The following is a 19,407-nucleotide window of genomic DNA, read 5'->3' as shown; positions in this document are numbered from 1 at the left end:
GACTCTGCGGCGGCACGGACCTCTTCCTCGGGCGAGCAGCACGAGTCTCGCCTTCACCGCGGCGAATCGATTCGACCACCGGCCCCATCACCGGTACGACTCTCGGTCCGACCGCCCGTGGATGCCGTCAGAAGGCTTTCCACGAATCGCACACCATCCACCTTCCACACGAAACGGTGAACCATGTCTGCCTCTCAGGCACAGAACCAGGCACCACCCGAGCAGCCGGGCCGGGCGCCGCAGACCCATCCCCCCTCGCCGGCCGATGCGGTCACGCACGCCGATGCGGCCACGCACGCCGGCGGAGGCCGGCGGCTGAGCACGTTCGCGTCGCTCGCGCGCATCTACCCGTACGCGAAACCCGCCATGTCGCGCATCTACCTCGGCATGGTGGCGGCGATCGGCGCGTCCATCGTGGCGCTGCTCATCCCGATCGTGCTGCAGGCGCTCGTCGACGGGCCCATGAAGGACGGCGACCCGTCCGAGGTCATCCCCTCCGCACTGCTCGTGCTCGCGCTCGGCGTGGCGGAGGCGGTGCTCATCTCGCTGCGCCGCTGGTTCGTGCTCACGCCGGGCACGAAGGTCGAGGCCGACCTGCGCAACTCGTTCTACGCGAAGCTGCAGGATCTGCCGGTGAGCTTCCACGACGGCTGGCCCTCGGGCCAGCTGCTCAGCCGTGCCGTCAGCGACCTCAACCTGATCCGGCGCTGGCTGAGCTTCGGCTTCGTGCTGCTCTTCGTCAACATCATGACGATCATCGTCGGCTTCATCGTGTTGCTGGCCTGGAACTGGCTGCTCGCCGTCATCTTCATGGCGTGCTCGGTGCCGCTCTGGATCTACGGCTACGTGTTCGAGAGCCGCTACTCGGTGATCGCCCGGCGCAGCCAGGACCAGGCGGGCGACCTGGCGACGGCCGTCGAGGAGTCGGTGCACGGCATCCGCGTGCTCAAGGCGTTCGGCCGTGGCCGTCACGCCCTGCGCAACTTCGAGAAGCAGGCGAACGACCTGCGGGGCACCGAGATCGCGAAGGCGAAGGCCGTGGCCGGCATCTGGCTGTGGCTGCTGCTGGTGCCCGACGTGGCGTTCGCGGTCTGTCTCGTGGTGGGCGTGTGGCTCGTCTCGACGAACTCGCTCACGGCGGGTCAGCTGCTGGCGTTCTTCGCGACTGCGACGGTGTTGCGGTTCCCGATCGAGTCGATCGGCTTCCTGCTCTCGATGACGTTCGACACGCGCACGGCCGCCGACCGGTTCTTCGACGTGATGAACACGGCGAACACCATCGGCGACCCGCAAGCTCCGAAGACCGTCGTGAACCCGCGGGGCCGGCTGCAGTTCCGGGATGCGCACTTCCGCTACCCCGACACGCCCGCGGGCTACCCCGACCTGCTCGACGGCATCGATCTCGAGCTGCAGCCCGGCGAGACCATGGCGCTCGTCGGTCTCACCGGCAGCGGCAAGTCGACGCTGACCGCGCTCACCACCCGCCTCTACGAGGTCACGGGAGGCTCGATCGTGCTCGACGGGGTCGACATCAGGGAACTCACGCGCAACGAGCTGCGCACGCACATCGCGATGGCGTTCGAGGACGCGACGCTGTTCTCGGCGTCCGTGCGCGACAACGTGCTGCTCGGCCGTGCCGAGCTCGCCGGCGACGATCCTCAGACGGTGAAGGCGGCGGATGCCGTGCTCACCGAGGCGCTCGAGGTGGCCCAGGCGGGGTTCGCGTACGACCTGCCGCAGGGCGTCGACACACTGGTCGGCGAGGAGGGGCTCAGCCTCTCCGGCGGCCAGCGGCAGCGACTCGCGCTCGCCCGCGCGGTGGCCGCGAACCCGGAGGTGCTCGTGCTCGACGACCCGCTGTCGGCCCTGGATGTCGACACCGAGGCCCTCGTGGAGGCCGCACTTCGGCGTGTCCTCGCGTCCACCACCGCGCTGATCGTGGCGCACCGCCCGTCGACGGTGATGCTCGCCGACCGGGTCGCGTTGCTGCAGGACGGCAGGATCACGGCAGTCGGCACGCACAGCGAGCTGCTGGCATCCGACGAGCACTACCGGTTCGTCATCTCGAGCCTCGAGGACGACGAAGAAGACGAGGAACTGCAGGAGGCCACGGTCGGCGGCTACGGCGCCGACCGGTTCGAGGAAGGGCACAGCCTGTGAGCACCGCAACCGTTCAAGGAGTCGCGGGCGAGGAGCGCGACGACTTCTCCCAGGAGGAGTCCCGGCAGATCCGTCGGCGGTCGCTGCGCCTGCTCGGCTCACTGCTGCGTCCGTTGCGCGGCCGGGTCGTGTTCGCGATGGTCGTCATCGTCGTCTCCACGCTCGCGCAGGTGATCGGGCCGACGCTGATCGGCATCGGCATCGACCAGGGCATCTCTGCGCTGAAGACGCAGGACTGGTGGCCGATCGCGTTGACCGGCGTCGCCTATCTCGTGACCGGCGTGGTCGGTGCGGCGACCGTGTCGTGGTACACCGTGATGTCCGCGCGCATCAGCCAGGCGATCCTGTTCGAGCTGCGCAAGCGGGTCTTCCTGCACACGCAGCGGCTGAGCCTGGAATTCCACGAGTCGTACACGTCGGGCCGCATCATCTCGCGGCAGACCAGCGACCTGGACTCGATTCGCGAACTGCTCGACTCCGGCATCAACCAGCTCGTGCAGGGCGTGCTCTACTCCGGCTTCATCGCCGTGTTCATGTTCTTGAACGACTGGGTGTCGGGCGTCATCCTGTTCTGCTCGCTGGTACCGCTGTACTTCCTCACGCGGTGGTTCCAGAAGCGCTCGCAGGTGCTGTTCCGGTACTCGCGTGTGGCGTCGGCGAAGCTGATCGTGCACTTCGTGGAGACCATGACGGGCATCCGCGCCGTCAAGGCGTTCCGCAAGGAGAAGCGCAACGAGAAGGAGTTCGGCGATCTCGTCGAGGACTATCGCGACGTGAACGCGAAGACCATCCAGCTGTTCGGGATCTTCGATCCGGGCCTCGTGCTGATCGGCAACGTGACGGTGGCCGTCGTGCTGCTGGTGGGCGGCTTCCGGGTGGCGACGGGAGCGCTGCCGATCGGCATCCTGCTCGCCGTCATCCTGTACACGCGGCGGTTCTTCGATCCGATGGAGGAGATGGCCATGTTCTACAACTCCTACCAGTCGGCGGCGGCGGCGCTCGAGAAGATCTCGGGCGTGCTGGAGGAGGAGCCGAGCGTGCCGGATCCGGCGAAGCCGGTCGACCTGTGGCAGGCGACGGGCCACGTGCGCTTCGACGACGTGACGTTCGCGTACAAGAAGGACAGGGTCATCCTGCCCGAGTTCACGCTCGACGTGCCGTCGGGGCAGACCATCGCGCTGGTCGGCTCGACGGGGGCGGGCAAGTCGACGTTGGCCAAGCTGATCGCACGCTTCTACGACCCCACCCAGGGGTCGGTGACGCTCGACGGCGTTGACCTGCGCGACCTGCACCCGAAGGACCTGCGCCGCGCGATCGTCATGGTCACGCAGGAGGCGTACCTGTTCTCCGGAACGGTGGCCGACAACATCGCGCTCGGCAAGCCGGATGCCTCCTCCGACGAGATCCGTGCGGCCGCCGAGGCCGTCGGTGCCGCCGAGTTCATCGAGGGTCTGCCCGACGGGTACGGGACCGACGTGAACAAGCGCGGCGGCCGCGTCTCAGCGGGGCAGCGCCAGCTGATCTCGTTCGCGCGGGCGTTCCTGGCCAACCCGGCGGTGCTCATCCTCGACGAGGCGACGAGTTCGCTCGACATCCCGAGCGAGCGTCTGGTGCAGGATGCCCTCCAGACGCTCCTGAAAGACCGCACCGCGCTGATCATCGCGCACCGCCTCTCCACGGTGGCGATCGCGGACCGGGTGCTCGTGATGGAGCACGGAAAGGTGGTGGAGGACGGCTCGCCTGCCGACCTCATCGCCGGTACCGGCCGCTTCGCCCAGCTGCACGCGGCCTGGCGGGACTCGCTGGTGTGAGAGGACGAAGGCCCCGGGCGCACGCCCGGGGCCTTCTTTCGCGGTGAGACCAGCCGCGCAGCGCTAGCCGCGCACGCTCAGCCGTTCACCCGGCTGCGCACGCGGCGACGCACCAGCACGAGTGCGGCACCGGCCAGAAGCAGGACGACCCCGCCGGCGAGGAGCCCGCCGAGGTCGCTGCCCGTGGAGGCGAGTGCCGCGTCGGACGTTCCCGAGCCGTCCGCCGTCGTTCCGCTCGCATCGGATCCGGCGCCGCTCGTGCCGCTGTCACTCGTGCCGCTGTCACCCGACCCGCTGTCACCCGACCCGTCGTCACCGGAACCCGCCGCCGCGGTCACCGTGATGGCGGTGGTCGCCAGCACGTCGCCGTCCACGGCGGCCTGCAGCGTGTGGTCGCCTGCTTCGACGCCGGCAGGGACTGTCGCCTTCAGGGTGCCTGTCCCGTCGTCGCCGACCGTCACCGAGCCGAGGTCGACGGGATCGGAGTGCAGCGTCACCTCCACCTTCGCTCCGGCGGTGAAGCCGCTGAGCTTCACGGTGAGCGTGTCACCCGCTGCGACCGAGCCGGCGGCGTCGATGGCGGGAGTGGCGTCACCGCCGGTGCTCGGGGCATCCTCGAATGCCATCGAGAACACGTGCAGCATGGGCACGGTACTCGGCGTGGCCGGCGAGACCTTCGGGAACGTGATGCTGGTCACCGTCTTGTCCGCGTCGAGGTCGAAGCCGAGGTAGTACACGTGCGCCGGGTGGTCGTACTGCGTGTTGCCCGCCCGGTTCTCGTACGCCGGCTGCAGCGCGACGGTGGTGCCGTCGAGCGGCGTCGCGCTCCAGTCCGCCGCGTGTAGCGTGATCTTCTTCGTGGAGCCATCGGCGTAGTGCACGATCGCGTCGCCGGAGACCTCACCGCCGGTCGGCGCGTACGTGCCGGTGATGAGGAACCCGACGCGCTTCGCCTTCTCGCCGACCGTCACGGTCTGGCCCGCGCTGATCATGTTGTCGGGCTGCAGCGAGCCCGACTCCGGCCACGCGAAGTCGAGTCCGTCATAACTGACGGTCTTGCCCGACTCCGCGCCGACCGCGGCCAGTGCCTGCAGCGACATCGACGCGCTCCCGCCGCCGTCGATGTTGCCACCGGTCGTGTTCGCGTCGTCGGTGATCGCCACATTGTCATAGCCGTCCGCGAGCGAGTCCAGCGGCTCACCGGGACCCGGGATGCCGATCGTGCGCGAGCCGAGCGTCTTCACCTTGTTCGCCGTGGTGCCGCTGACGGCCGCGAACTTCTGATCCGTGGTCGGGGAGGCAGTGCGCTCGATGACGTAGCTCGTGCCCTTCTTCGCCTGGATGCTCAGCGTCGCGTCGGTCGTGGCCTTCACGACCTCGGTCGTCATTCCGCCGGACACCGCGAGCACGTGCACGCTCTCGCCCTGCCAGGGGCTGCGCACCTTCAGGGTGGTCGACGCGTTCGCGTCGACCACGGCCGTCGTCACGTTTCCTCCTGTGGTCTGCACGTGCGCGGTACCTCCGGGGATCTGCAGCGATCCCGAGACCGTCCAGTCGCTCGGCACCGCCGGTGCTAGGCGCACGGTGCCGTCGTAGCTCTGCACGAGCGACTCCTGCACGCCGAGTGCGACCGCCGTCGCCTGCTCGACGTACGTCTCCTTGCCGACGGATCCATAGAGGTTGCCGAGGCCTGAGGGAAAGACCTGGTACTTCTTCGTCAGCTCGGTCAGCGCCGCCTCTGTCTCGTCACGCAGCCCGAGGCGCGCCGCCTGCACCGCGTCGAACGACCAGTCGTTCACGTACTTGTTCGGACGGTTCTCGTAGGTACGGGTCGCCAACGCCGTGGCATCCCCTGAGTCGTCGCCGATAAGCCCGTACGGCCACACCGGTTCGAGACCAATGTTCTCGCTGTTCATGATGCCGGCGCTCGGGTCGTACGAGTCGGCGATCACGTCGCTTCCGGCTGAACCTGTCGTGGCGTAGTCGGGAATGCGGTCCAGGTCGCCCTTGAGGGTGGAGACCAGGTCGGCATCCTTCCCGAGGACGGTCGCGGCGTCGATGACGGCAGGAAACAGCGACTTCATCGCGGCAAGGTCGGTGGTCGGGTCGTGCACGTCCCACTGCGTCTCGTGCGCGTTCGAGGGGTACGTGTGCAGTTTGCCGTCGTCTCCGACCGTGGCGTACGACACCAGGAACTTCGCGGCCTGCTCCATCAGCGGATAGTTCTGCTGCAAGAAGTCCTCGTCACCGGTGAGCCGGTAGCGCAGCCACACGTTGAGGCCGACCTCGGCACCTGTGGTGATGGTGCGCTTGTTGTAGTAGCCGCCCGACGAGTCGTCGCAATTGAGACCGGGGGAGCCCAGCCAGGTCTCGTTCTCGTAGCCCTGCCCGCTGAACCGCATGGTCTCAGGGATGCAGATGCCGTCGTGACCGGTCATGTGCTCGCTGGTCCAGTCTTCGATGGCCTGCAGGTCGTTGCGGTACAGCGCGAAATACGAGTCGGTGAGCTCGGTGTCTCCGGCGACGAGGAGTGCGGCGGTCTGCGCCCGGATGTTCCAGTGCCAGTACGCCGACGGATCCCACTGATGCGAGTCCTCCGAGTAGCTGAAGAGGTCGGCGACGCCGGCCTGGGAACCCGGGATCGAGCTGCGCTCCTCGGATGCCGCGGCGTACAAGGCCACGTTGCGCACGTTCTCGATGTACTGCGCCGAGCCGTCGGAGCTGTCCATGGTGATGACCCCGGTGTTCGCCCAGAAGTCGTGCCACCACTTCAGGTGCGGCATGGTCAGGTCGCTCAGCGGCGCGGTCGCGTCGGAACCGAGTACGTCCGCGGCCGCCTGGATAGCGTCACCGCCAACGTAGTGCGGGGAGGCGACGACGATGCGGAACGAGCCGTCGGCTTTCGGCGTGAACGTCATCCGCACCGTCTTGTCATCCACGCGGCTCGCCCTGACGTCGCGTCCCGACGCCGTGATGCCGGCGAGCGTGCCGTAGGTGTCACCCGTCGCTCCCTCGCCGCGGGTGTCCTTCCACGTCTCGGCGAGCGTGCCGAGCGTGCCGTCGGCGCTCGCGGTGGGCGTGCGGCCGTCCCAGAGCTTCAGCGTGGCGGTCTGTGCTGTGTCGGGATCGGCGCCGGTGACGTCGATGACGAGCTCGTCCTTCTTCGCGGAGACGAATGTCGTGGCCGTCATCCCGTCGCCGGACTGCACGAGTGTGCCGTCGTAGAGCGACAGACGCCCGGTGTAGTCGGCAGCGCCGGTGAGCGCGGCGAGTCCGGGAACGACGACCTGCCCCGGCGATTTGCGGTCGGGCATGGTGTCGACGCGGTTGAGCTGTGCGGTGAAGCCGTCCCCGTCCCACGCGGCCACGCCGAGCGTGCCGTTGCCGAGCGGCATCGACTGCGTGTCCTCGGTCGGGGCCGAGCCGAGCACGATGTCCGAGCGCGAGAGCGCGCCCTTGGTGTCGACCTGGAACGAGGAGCCGTCCCACGCCGTCGTGGTGGCGGTCGCGGCGCTCGCGGGAACGGCACCCACGGCGGTGACCGCCCCGAGGCCGAGGGCGAGCGCCGCCCCGGCGGACACCAACGCGCTCGCGGCGCGTCGTCTCGAATTCACGTGCTTTTCCTTTCGTCGTTGAAAGCGTGGAGGTCGTGCACAGCGTCAGCTTCGGGCCGCGGCGAACCGTCGTCTCACACGGGTCGTGCTCAGCGCAGACGGCGTCGTCCTTCGGGCGTGAGGACACTGTAACCGTTCTGGCATCGATAACACCAGGCTTCACCACCCGGTGATGCAGCCGAGCGCGATTTTGATTATGTCGACCTTGTTGACGTCATTTTTCCCGGCGTTTAGCATCGCCACACGGGTGGTGTTACCGGGTCGCGTTCCCGCTGCAGCTCCTGTTAGCGATAGCACCCAGTCCGCCCCACGGCCCTTCGACGAAGAAAGCACGACCCCATGTCAGACTTCCCCTCGACCGGACGCCGCTTCCCGCGTCAACGCCTTTTCCTCGCACTCGCAGCGCTCGCCACTGCGGCGGCCGTGGCGTTCGTGACGGCGCCGGCGGCAAGCGCAGCGCCCGTCGGTGAGCACGCCGCCACCGGCGGGGGCGCGCCCGTGAACCTCGCGCTGACCGGCACCGCCAGCGCGTCGTCCGTCGAACTGGACCGAGCGGACTTCGCCGCCTCGATGGCGATCGATGGCGACGCGTCCACCCGGTTCTCCTCGGGCTACGACGACGACGCATGGTTCCAGGTGAAGTTGGCCGCTCCGTCTGCCGTGGACCACATCGTGATCAATTGGCCGAACGCGTGCGCCAAGTCGTTCATCGTGCAGACATCGACCGACGGCAGCACCTGGACGGACCGTAAGACGTTCACCGACGAGTCCACCTGTCCCCGCGTCGACACCATCCAGCTCGGCATCACCGATCCCGTCTCGTACGTGCGCATGCAGGGCCAGAAGCGATGGTCCACCTACGGCTACTCGATCAGCGAGTTCGAGGTCTACGCCGCACCCACTCCGAAGCAGCTGGCGCTCGTGCCCGAGCCCGTGTCGGTGGAGCGGGGGGACGGCGACTTCAGCATCACCTCGACGACGCAGGTCGAGGCATCCGGTGACGCCCTCCAGCCTGCGACCCAGCTCGCGAAGCAGCTGCGCGCCGCCACAGGCTACGACATCCCGGTCGTCGCGAAGGCGAGCGCGGCCGACCCGATCCGCGTCGTCGTCGCCGACGGCGAGGCACCGACCGGTCACGCCGACGAGGGCTACACGCTGAAGGTCACCTCCGGTGCCGTGCGCATCGGTGCGGACACGGCGCACGGCGCGCTGGACGCGGTGCAGACGCTACGCCAGCTCGCTCCTGAGTGGATCGACTCCGATCATGTGGTCGACGTCCCGTGGACGATCCCGGTCGTCTCGATCTCCGACTACCCTCGATTCGCCTATCGCGGGCTCATGATCGACACGGCGCGGAGCTTCTACACCGTCGACGAGGTCGAGAAGCTGATCTCGGAGGCGGCGCGCTACAAGATCGACGCCGTGCACCTGCACCTCACCGATGACCAGGGCTGGCGCATCGCGATGGACACGCCGAAGGACAACCCGTCGGGCATCGACTACTCGCTGCTGACGTCCGTCAGCGGATCCACGGCGATGACGAAGAACGACCAGGGCCAGCAGATGGGCACCGAGGTCGGCCACACCGGCTTCTACACGAAGTCCGACTACAAGGAGATCGTCGACTTCGCGGCCGAGAACGGCGTGACCATCGTGCCGGAGATCGACATGCCCGCCCACACGAACGCGGCGTTGCACGCCATCCCGCAGCTGAACGGCGGCGGCTCCGCGCCGGCGCCGACCTCGGGCGAGCCGACGGTGCCGGCGAATGGATCGCCGGACGTCGGATACTCCGGCCTGGGCGCCGACAACCCGGTGACGTACGAGTTCGTCGAACAGGTGCTGAGCCAGCTGGCGGCGACGACCCCCGGCCCGTATGTGCACGTGGGCGGTGACGAGGCCGCGGTGATCTCCTCGTCCGACTACACGAAGATGGTGAACGCGGCGACGGCCGATGTCACCGCCGATGGCAAGACCGTGATCGGCTGGAACGAGTACGCCGGCACCGACCTGCCCGACGGTGCCGTCGTGCAGTACTGGAACGGATCCGGCGCCGCGGTCGCCGCGGCCGTGCAGAACCACGGCGCGAAGGTGATCCTGTCTCCGGCCAGCAAGGCCTACTATCCGCAGAAGCAAGACAACGCCCAGCCGCAGGGCGGCACGTGGGCGTGCGGCGGCGCGTGCACGTTGGAGAACGCCTACGCATGGGATCCCGCGACCACGATCTCGGGCGTCGACGAGTCGCACGTGCTCGGTGTGGAAGGTGCGGTGTGGGGCGAGTTCATCCGCGGGGTGAGCCAGGCCGAGTACTACGCGTTCCCGCGTCTGCTCGCCACGGCCGAGGTGGGCTGGAGTGCTCAGTCCGACCGCAACACCTCCCAGTTCCTCGACCGGGTCGCGCAACTCGGCGGATCGATGCAGCTGCAGGGCGTGAACTTCTTCCCCACTGCCACCGTCGACTGGGCCGTTCAGGTTGCGGGTGCGGTGGACGGCTCCTCCGGAGCAACGGCCACGGTGCGCACCGCGGCCGACGTGACCGCCGTGACCGACGACACCACGTCGACGAGCGTCGACTGGACCGTCACAGCGCCTGGCGGCTCCACCGACGATCTGACGGCCATGATCTCGTGGGACGGACAGGATGCCACGCCCGTCTCGCTCGCGGGCACCTCCGTCGCCGACATCGCGGCCATGACGCTGAACTCGCCGTTCACCGCCACGACGACGGCCGATCTCGCGCCCGGCGACCACACGGCGGTGCTGACTGTCACACCGGAGAACGGTGCGGCGGTCACGGCGACCGTGTCGCTCACGGTGCCGTCGGCCACTGACCCGGGTGACGGCGGCGGCAGTACCGGGGGAGACGATGGCGGCCAGACCGGCACAGGCGACTCCGGCGCGAGCGGCGCGGGCACCGGATCGGGACAGTCCGGGGCCGGGCAGTCCGGCACGGCAGGGGATGTGGCATCGACGGGCGACCCCGCGTCGCTCGCCTCGACGGGCTCGTCGATCGACGCCGCGCTCGCAGGCTCCGGAGCCGTGCTCGTGCTCGGCGTCGTGTTCACACTCCTCGGCACGCGGCGTCGCCGCCGAGTGTGATCGACATGCACTGCCGCGTACGCCTGTTGTCACGAACGGTGAGTGTGGCCGTGCTCCTGGCATCGCTAACAGAGTCTGCGGCGCTGGACGTCCACGAGACAAGGATCGCCATCCGCCCGCGATTTTCCACGTATTGACGCCGACACCCACGCCCTCTAGCATCGCCGGAAAGTCCTACTTATGCCCCGGTGACCGCATCCACTGTTAGCGATAGCAGAAAGACTCCTCAACGATGAGAACCCCCACCATCACCCCGCTCGCCGTCCGACGTGCTGTCGCGGCGCTCGGTGTCACCGCCGTGACCGCAGCCCTTCTCGCCGTGGGACTCGTCCAGGCATCGGCGGCCCGCGCCGCGGACGTCGATGCCGGAACCGACGTCGCGCTCGCCAGTGCGGGAGCGACCGTCACCGCGTCCGGCCAGGAAGTGGCCGGCAAGTGGGGTCCCGACCAGGCGATCGACGGCGACACCACTACGCGGTGGTCGTCGAACGCGGCCGACGATGCGAACATCACCGTCGAGCTGGCGCAGCCGACCACGATCGATCACGTCGTCATCTACTGGGAGGACGCCTGCGCGGCGAAGTACAAGCTGCAGGTGTCGAACGACGGCACCACGTTCACCGACGCGACCGACACCATCGCGCCGACCTGCGCGACCAAGGACACCGAGACGCTGACGAAGGTCGACGCGTCGACGCCCTACCGGTACGTGCGGATGCAGGGGATCGACCGCACGCCCATCGGCGGGCAGAAGTACGGCATGTCGCTGTACGAGTTCCAGGTGTGGGACGGACCCGAGCCCGTCGCCTCCACCTCGACGGCTGACGGCCTCACGCCGAAGCCGCAGAACCTGACAGTGCACGGCGACGCCGCGCCGTTCGAGCTGACGAGCACCGCGCGTATCGTGGCGCCGGCGGCACTGCAGCAGAGCGCGACGTTCCTCGCGACGACGCTGCGGGCATCCACCGGTTTCGACCTGCCGGTCGTGACCGTCGGGGCGGCCGACGGCGACATCGTGTTCACGGCAGGCGACATCGACGGCTTCAGCGACCAGGACGAGGCGTACGGACTCGAGTCCGACTCCGCGCGTGTGACACTGACTGCCTCCACCGAGCACGGTGCCTTCGACGCGGTGCAGACGCTGCTGCAGCTGCTGCCCGCGTTCGATGAGTCGGCCATCGTGGTGCAGACCGACTGGAGCGTCCCGTCGGTCTCCATCAGCGATGCCCCGCGCTTCGCCTACCGTGGCGTGATGCTCGACTCCGCCCGCTCCTTCCAGACCGTGGACGAGGTGAAGTCGTTTCTGAACGAGATGGCGCAGTTCAAGCTCTCCGTGCTGCACCTGCACCTCGCGGATGACCAGGGCTGGCGCATCCAGATCACGAACGACGGCAAGGACGCCGGAGACCCGATCGACTACTCCCTGCTCACGAAAGTCTCCGGCGCCACCGGCATGACGATGGACGGCTACCGGAACGAGCTCGGCCACACCGGCTTCTACACGCAGGCGCAGTACCGCGACATCGTGCAGTACGCGGCCGACCGGCAGATCACCGTGATTCCGGAGATCGACGCGCCGTCGCACACCAACGCGGCGCTGCACGCCATTCCGCAGCTCAACACCGCGAACACGCAGCCCGGGACCGATGCCGGCGGCACGACGCCGGCCAACGGCACCGGCGATGTCGGCTACTCGACGCTGGACGCGAACTCGGATGTCACCTGGACGTTCATGACACACGTGCTCACGCAGCTCGCCGCGATGACCCCTGGCGACTACATCGACGTCGGGGGAGACGAGTCCGCGGTCACACCGGCCGCCGACTACAAGACCTTCATCACGAAGTCGGTGCAGATCGTGCACGACCTCGGAAAGCAGGCGATCGGCTGGAACGAGGCGGCGGTCGGCGGCGTCGGGACCGGCGACGGGATCCAGTACTGGACCGGCGGAACCAGCGACACGCTGAACGCGATCAAGAACCAGGGCGCCAAGCTGATCGCCTCGCGCGGCAGCAGCGCCTACCTCGACATGAAGTACAACGGCACGACGCCGATCGGCCTGACCTGGGCCGGAACCGGTGACTTCGACAAGTACTACGACTGGGACCCGGCATCGGTCGTGCAGGACAATGGTGTGAACCTTCCGGACTCCGACCTGCTGGGCGTCGAGGGGCCGATGTGGTCGGAGACCATCCGCGGCGGCTCGCAGGCGCAGTTCCTGGCCTTTCCCCGCGCGATCTCGCTCGCCGAGATGGGGTGGACCGACCAGTCGAAGCGCAGTGTGAGCGACTTCACGGCGCGCATCGCCTACGTCGGCCAGCGTCTGCTCGCGGCGGGCCAGAACTTCTACGACGGCAACAAGGCGACGTGGCAGTGGTCGATGGCCGGGCTGCCGGTCGCCGTGTCGCCGGGGCACGACCTCACGCTGTCGGTCGGAGAGGTCTCCGCGCCAGGGACGAAAGCCGCGGCGAACGGTGACGGCATCGCGGTCGACACGACCGACGATGCCGATGGCGTCAGCTCGTCGACGCTGCGCGGCGACCTCACGGCGACCGTCGACTTCGGCGACGGCAGCGCTGCCGTGCCCGCCTCGTTCCGCACCGACACGGCCCGCACGTCCCTGACGGCCGGCGGCTTGTACACGCTGCGGGCCGAGCACACCTACGCCTCGGCGGGCGCCTACACCGGCACGGTCACGGCATCCGACGGCACCACGACGACGTTCACCGCCACCGTGGCCGACGGCACGCCCGACCCCGTCGAGCCGTCCGGCTGGGACTCCACCCAGACGCCGTCGCTGAGCGTGGATGCCACGGTCGACGCAGGTGCACGCCTCGCCGGAACACTGAGCGGCTTCGAGCCCGGCTCGTACGTCACCATGACGGTCGGCGACACCGCGCTCGGCACCGTGCGGCCCGGATCCGACGGCACGCTGGCGCTCTCGCTGCCGATCGACCCCGGCACCTACGCCGGCGACTACAGGGTGACCGCCACATCGGGGGAGCGCACCGCGAGCGACACCGTCACCGTGAGGTCGTCGATCGTGCCGCTGAGCGACCCGATCGACCAGTCGACGATGTCGGTCGTCAGCGCGGATTCGCAGGAGACGTCGGGCGAGAGCGCCCCGGCGACGAACGCGATCGACGGTGACCCGTCCACGTACTGGCACACCCAGTGGTCGGGAGCCTCGCCCGCATACCCGCACTGGATCGTCATCGACCTGGGCGCCGAGTACGACGTGAGCGGGCTCGCATACACGCAACGCCCCGGCCAGTCGAACGGCCGCATGAAGGACTACGAGATCTATGTCGGCGACGACCCCGCCACGGGGGCGGACGACCCGATCGCGAAGTGGGGCGATCCGGTCGCCACGGGCGCCTTCCTCGACGTGACGCGGGAGCAGGTCGTCGAGTTCGATACCGCCAAGACCGGGCGCTACATCATGCTGCTCGGCCGCGACTCGATCAACGGGAACAACTTCGGCGGTGCCGCCGAGATCCGCGTCGGAGGAACACTTCACACGGCGACGCCGACGGTCACGCTCTCGGCGACCACGGTGCAGGCCGGTGACACGCTGACGGTCGACGCCGAGCACTTCGCACCGTCGACTGAGCTCACCGTCTCGCTCGAGCAGGCTGCGGCCTACTCCACGCAGGGCCTGCGGCTGCTCGACGACACGGCGACGGTGCTGGCTGATCAGCTCGGCACGGATGCCGACGGCGCCGCGCACGCGGACGTGACGGTCCCGACGGCGACGGCGGCCGGGGCGTACGACATCGTGGTCAGCTCCTCCGGTGCCGACGCCGCGACCGGATCCGCCCCGCTGACGGTCACGGCGGCCGACGGTGGCAGCACCGATCCGGGCGACGGCGGAAGCACGGACCCTGGTGACGGCACGCACCCTGGTGACGGCACGGGCACGGGCGGCACCGGGACCGGCTCGGGCGACACCGGGGCCGGCGACCCGGGCGCCGTCGGCACCACAGGGTCGGACGGCACTGACGCGAGCGCGACGGGCACCGATGACGCGGCGCTGGCATCCACGGGGTCCGATCTGGGCGCACCGCTCGCGCTCGCGCTGCTCGCCTTGCTGGCCGGGGCCGGAGTCGTCGTGCTCCGCCTGTGCCGACGAGCCCGCCGCTGACTCTGCCGGCTTCTACGACCATCGCCTGATCGAGGGAGATCGACCGACATGAAGAAGAGAGCCATGCTGACCGCGCTCACCGCGGTGGCGACGGTGGCGGCGCTGACGATCGCTCCGGCCTCGGCCGTGGCCGTGAGCGCAGGAACGGCGGCGAGCGTGAGCCAGGCGGCCAAGGCCGCGGCCGACTCGCAGGTGGCCGTGCACTTCCCGGGCAATGACGGCGCGTCGCACAAGGTCACCTACGACTCGAAGTCGATCAAGGTCGACGGGCAACGGCTGACCGTGTTCTCCGGCGAGTTCCACTACTGGCGCGAGCCGTCGACCAGCGACTGGCGCGACGTGTTCCAGAAGATGCGTGCGGCCGGGTTCAACGCGGTCTCGCTCTACTTCTTCTGGGGCCTGCACTCGACCAAGCCCGGCGAATACGACTTCACGGGCATCAAGAACATCGATCTGCTCCTCACGATGGCCCAGCAGGAGGGCCTGTACGTCATCGCTCGCCCCGGGCCGTACGTCAACGCCGAGATCTCGATGGGCGGGTTGCCCGCGTATCTCACGAACAGCGGCGCCGGGTCCCTGCGTTCGATGGATGACCCCGATGTCGTGCAGGACCAGAAGGACTGGCTGCACGCATTCGACGAGATCGCGAACAAGCACCTCGTCACCGACGGCGGCGGCTCCGTCGTGCTGTATCAGGTCGAGAACGAGATGATCAGCGACGGCGGCACAGGGCCGGCCTACATGAAGCAGCTGACGGACCAGGTGAAGAGCGACGGCATCGACGTACCGCTGTTCGTCAACGACTGGGGCATGGGCGGCCGCTTCGCGCCGGGCAAGGCCGGTGCAGCGGGAGACATCGGCGTCGACATGTACGGCTACGACAACTATCCGCTCGGGTTCACCTGCAACGCCGGCCGCGGGCAGGTGCCCGACAACGAGACGGCGTTCCGGGCGATCACGAAGGACGGCCCCGAGTTCATCCCCGAAGGCCAGGGCGGCGCTTTCACACCGTGGGGTGCCTCGTTCAACACCGACAAGTGCGCGGACTTCGTCGACGCGGACTTCACCCGTCAGTACGGCGTGAACAACATCGCCAACGGCGTGACGCTGTTCAACTACTACATGGAGTACGGCGGCACGAACTGGGGCTGGACCGGGTCCCCGTCGTCCGGCTTCACATCGTACGACTACGGTGCGGCGATCGACGAGAACCGGCAACTCACGCCGAAGCTCGCCACGCAGAAGGAGATCGGCTACTACCAGGAGGCACTGCCCCAGCTCGCCGACATGATCCCGCAGACGGCGCCCACGGTGTCGGTCACCGGCGGCAGCGGCAGCGTGAACGCCTACGAGCGGATCGCCACCGAGAAGCTCGAGGCGACGTCGGTCACGGGCAACGGCACGCGCATCCTCGGATTCCGCAAGAGCGACAGCAACGACACCTCGGACGTCTCGTTCACCGTGCCGCTGACGCTCGATGCCGCCTCGGCACCGGTCACGACGAGCTACACCACTGACGATGCGGACACGAGCGCCATCTCGTACACCGGCGGCTGGACGCACCACTCAGGGACCGCCGGCGACTACAAGACCACGGAATCCTGGTCGAACGGCGTCGGAGACTCGCTCTCGTACACGTTCACGGGTACAGGAATCCAGATCATCGCCCCGCAGGCCGACAACCACGGCTACGCCGATGTCTACATCGATGGCGAGAAGCAGGACACGAACCTCGACACGTACAAAGGCCAGAACGCCGCGTACCAGGTGATCGCCTTCCAAAAGGATGGTCTCAGCGATGGCCAGCACACGCTGAAGATCGTCGTGAACGGGCAGAAGACCTCGGGATCGGCTGGCAGCTTCGTCTCGATCGACGCGGTGAACGTGCTGAACGCGAACACCTACACCACGAACGACACCGACACCGCGGCGATCACGTACGCCGGTGCATCCCACGACGGCAAGGGCGATTGGGAGCAGGCCTCGGGCAAGAACTGGACCGCCGGCGACTACCACGGCGATGAGACGTTCTCCTCGACCCCGGGCGACTCCGTGACGTACTCCTTCACGGGCACCGGCATCCAAGTGATCTCACCCGACTCCGTGAACCACGGCAAGGCGGATGTCTACATCGACGGTGACAAGGTCTCGACCATCGACACTTACGCCTCGGTCGCGACACCGCAGCAGCTCGTCTTCGAGAAGAAGGGCCTGAGCAACGGCGAGCACACGATCAAGATCGTCGTGACGGATCAGAAGAACCCGGCCTCTGAAGACACCTTCTTCTCGGTGGACGCGTTCAACGTGCTGACCGGGGATGCCGGTGGAGCCGACTCCGACACCGTCTCGTTCGCGCGCGTGCCGCAGAAGGCGGGGACGTCGCTGACGCTGCACGGCCGCGACGCACTGCTGGTGACGGCTGACGACAAGTTCGACGACCACGAGCTCTACTACACGACCAGCGAGCTCGTCGGCACGCAGCAGACCGCCGACGGCGATCTGCTCACGCTCGACGGCTACCAGGGCGACGCGGGCGAGACCGTGTTCCACTACGCATCGGAGCCGACGGTGTCCACGGTGATCGGCTCCGATGTCGAGCACACCTGGGATGCCGCGACCGGCACGCTGCGCCTGAACTACACGCACTCAGATCCGACCGTCGTGAAGATCACCGGGGGTGGGGCATCCGACCTTCTCGTGAACATCACGAACCGGGACGCCATGGACACCACGTGGCAGGTCACCGGAACCGACGGAGACGACAACGCCACCGTGCTCGCCGCCGGCGTGGAGCTTCTGCGCCACGTGAACGTGTCGGGCGACACCGCCGAGCTCACCGGCGACACGAAGACCGCCGGCACGCTCACCGTCTACGTGCCGAAGGGCGTCACGAAGCTCACCTGGAACGGCGAGGCTGTCGCGACGACGACCGACGCGGCAGGTGCGCTCGTCGCCTCCGTCGGCGGAGCGCCTGCGGCACAGCTGCCGACGCTGACGAACTGGGTGACGGCATCCGACGGCCCGGAGGCGAGCGCGGACTATGACGACTCGTCGTGGACGACCGCCGACGACACCACCGCCGACAACACCAGGCAGGGGCCAGGGCCGAGGCAGGGCGTCGTGCTCGACACCGACCACTATGGCTTCTACGAGGGCGACACCTGGTACCGGGCGCACTTCACTCCGACGACCGTGCCGTCCAGCATCTCGCTGACGGGCCAGGGCGGCAGCGCGGCGAACATGCTCGTCTGGATCAACGGCGTGTACGCCGGCGCGACCTCCGCGAACGGGAGCGCTCAGACGGTCACGGTGCCCGCGGGATCGATGCAGGCGGGCACGGCGAGCGTCGTCTCCGTCCTGGTGTCGAACAGCGGCCAGAACCTGGACTGGAGCGACAACGGGCTCTCGCGGCAGAACCGCGGACTCTATGACGCCGATCTCGGTTCGACGGGCGCGGTGACGTGGAAGATCCAGGGCGCGAAGGACAAGGCCGACCCGGTCGACACGGCGCGCACGATCTACAACGTGGGCGGACTGTACGGGGAGCGGGCCGGCTGGTATCTGCCCGGCTACCCGGACGACGACTGGACGAAGGCAGATTCCTTCAAGCCCGCGCAGGCCGGAGTCACCTGGTACCGCACGACTTTCGACCTCGACGTGCCCGAGGGGGTCGACACCGCGTATGCGCTGAAAATCAACGACGCGGCGTTCGAGAACGGACGGAACGACTACGCGCGAGCCGTGATCTACGTCAACGGCTGGAACACGGGCTACTTCGTCGGCAACGTGGGGCCGCAGCAGACCTTCACGATTCCGCGTGGCTTCCTGAACATGAACGGCAGCAACGACATCGCGATCGCGCTGACCACGGAGAAGGCGAGCCAGGGACCGGACTCGATCCAGCTGGTCGACGCGGGAACCGTCGCGGGCGGGATCGCCAGCGCTGAGAACAAGGCGCCCGCCATGCCGGACGCGAAGGTGGACGCCTCCCTGCCCGACACGTCGGTCACGCCCGGCTCCACCGTGAAGGTGACCGCTTCCGCGTCGCTGCCGAAGCTCATCGACGGCGCCACCACGCGCACCGTCGTCGACTGGGGTGACGGCTCGACGCCGCAGACGCTCTCTGCGACGAAGTCGCTGCGCATGCTCGCCGCGACCGACGACGGGGTCTCGGTGACCCACGAGTACGCGGACGCCGGCGCTTACTCGCCGACGGTCAGTGTTCTGGACTCGGTCTCCGACAGCGTGCTCGGCACGACGACGCTGTCGCTGAAGGTCGCCGCGGACGACTCCGGAACCGGTTCGGGCGATGACGGCTCCGGCACCGGTGACACGGGAGGTTCCGGCACGTCGGGCTCGGGCGCGTCGGGTTCGGACATCACGGACCCGGGTGCTCTGAGCACTGCGGACAGCGACCTGGCCGCCACCGGGTCCAATGTAATTGAGGGTCTGCTCGCGGTCGCTCTGCTCCTGATCCTCGGCACCGCGATCCTCGTGTTCCGCCGGTTCCGTCGCCCACGCATCCAGCACACGACCGAGAAAGAAAGTCAGCAATGAGACAACATCCGACACGGCGCCG

General features: G+C 68.3%; 6 protein-coding genes. 5 read left to right on the top strand and 1 reads right to left on the bottom strand.

The genetic code is table 11. From position 1 onward, the window contains the following. The first annotated feature begins 366 nt into the window (after window positions 1–366). The gene (locus tag H623_RS19180; protein ID WP_245558981.1) at window positions 367–2,160 is read left to right on the top strand and encodes an ABC transporter ATP-binding protein; all 1,794 of its coding nucleotides are present in this window, start codon (window positions 367–369) and stop codon (window positions 2,158–2,160) included. Continuing rightward, a complete protein-coding gene (locus H623_RS0110185) occupies window positions 2,157–3,971 on the top strand; it encodes an ABC transporter ATP-binding protein (RefSeq protein ID WP_022900837.1) in 1,815 nt (604 codons plus the stop codon). Before H623_RS19180 ends, H623_RS0110185 begins: the two co-directional genes overlap by 4 nt. Before the next feature lie 77 nt (window positions 3,972–4,048). On the opposite strand, the gene H623_RS19175 is transcribed toward H623_RS0110185, so the two are convergent. Next, window positions 4,049–7,585, bottom strand: coding sequence for a glycosyl hydrolase family 95 catalytic domain-containing protein (locus H623_RS19175; RefSeq protein WP_022900836.1), 3,537 nt, complete (start codon window positions 7,583–7,585; stop codon window positions 4,049–4,051). Window positions 7,586–7,924: 339 nt separating this feature from the next. On the opposite strand from H623_RS19175, the gene H623_RS19170 reads away from it, so the two are divergent. The 3 genes from H623_RS19170 to H623_RS21055 all read left to right on the top strand — a co-directional run bounded on the left by H623_RS19170 (window position 7,925) and on the right by H623_RS21055 (window position 19,385). Beyond that, the gene (locus H623_RS19170) at window positions 7,925–10,684 is read left to right on the top strand and encodes a family 20 glycosylhydrolase (RefSeq protein ID WP_022900835.1); all 2,760 of its coding nucleotides are present in this window, start codon (window positions 7,925–7,927) and stop codon (window positions 10,682–10,684) included. A 232-nt stretch (window positions 10,685–10,916) separates the two neighbouring features. After that, window positions 10,917–14,828: a family 20 glycosylhydrolase gene (locus H623_RS21450; protein ID WP_022900834.1), complete on the top strand. Its 3,912-nt coding sequence runs from the start codon at window positions 10,917–10,919 to the stop codon at window positions 14,826–14,828. Between the two features lie 48 nt (window positions 14,829–14,876). Next, window positions 14,877–19,385 (top strand): beta-galactosidase, encoded by a 4,509-nt coding sequence (locus H623_RS21055; RefSeq protein ID WP_157560940.1) that lies wholly within the window; start codon window positions 14,877–14,879, stop codon window positions 19,383–19,385. Window positions 19,386–19,407 lie beyond the last annotated feature (22 nt).

The organism is Humibacter albus DSM 18994, assembly GCF_000421825.1.
In the GTDB taxonomy this organism is placed as follows: Bacteria; Actinomycetota; Actinomycetes; order Actinomycetales; family Microbacteriaceae; genus Humibacter; species Humibacter albus.
This window is presented reverse-complemented; position numbering and strand designations above follow the sequence as displayed.

Coding starts and splice junctions, on each gene's coding strand:
- H623_RS21450 (WP_022900834.1), top strand. CDS start 10,917: ATGAGAACCCCCACCATCACCCCGCTCGCCGTCCGACGTGCTGTCGCG.
- H623_RS19170 (WP_022900835.1), top strand. CDS start 7,925: ATGTCAGACTTCCCCTCGACCGGACGCCGCTTCCCGCGTCAACGCCTT.
- H623_RS21055 (WP_157560940.1), top strand. CDS start 14,877: ATGAAGAAGAGAGCCATGCTGACCGCGCTCACCGCGGTGGCGACGGTG.
- H623_RS19180 (WP_245558981.1), top strand. CDS start 367: ATGTCGCGCATCTACCTCGGCATGGTGGCGGCGATCGGCGCGTCCATC.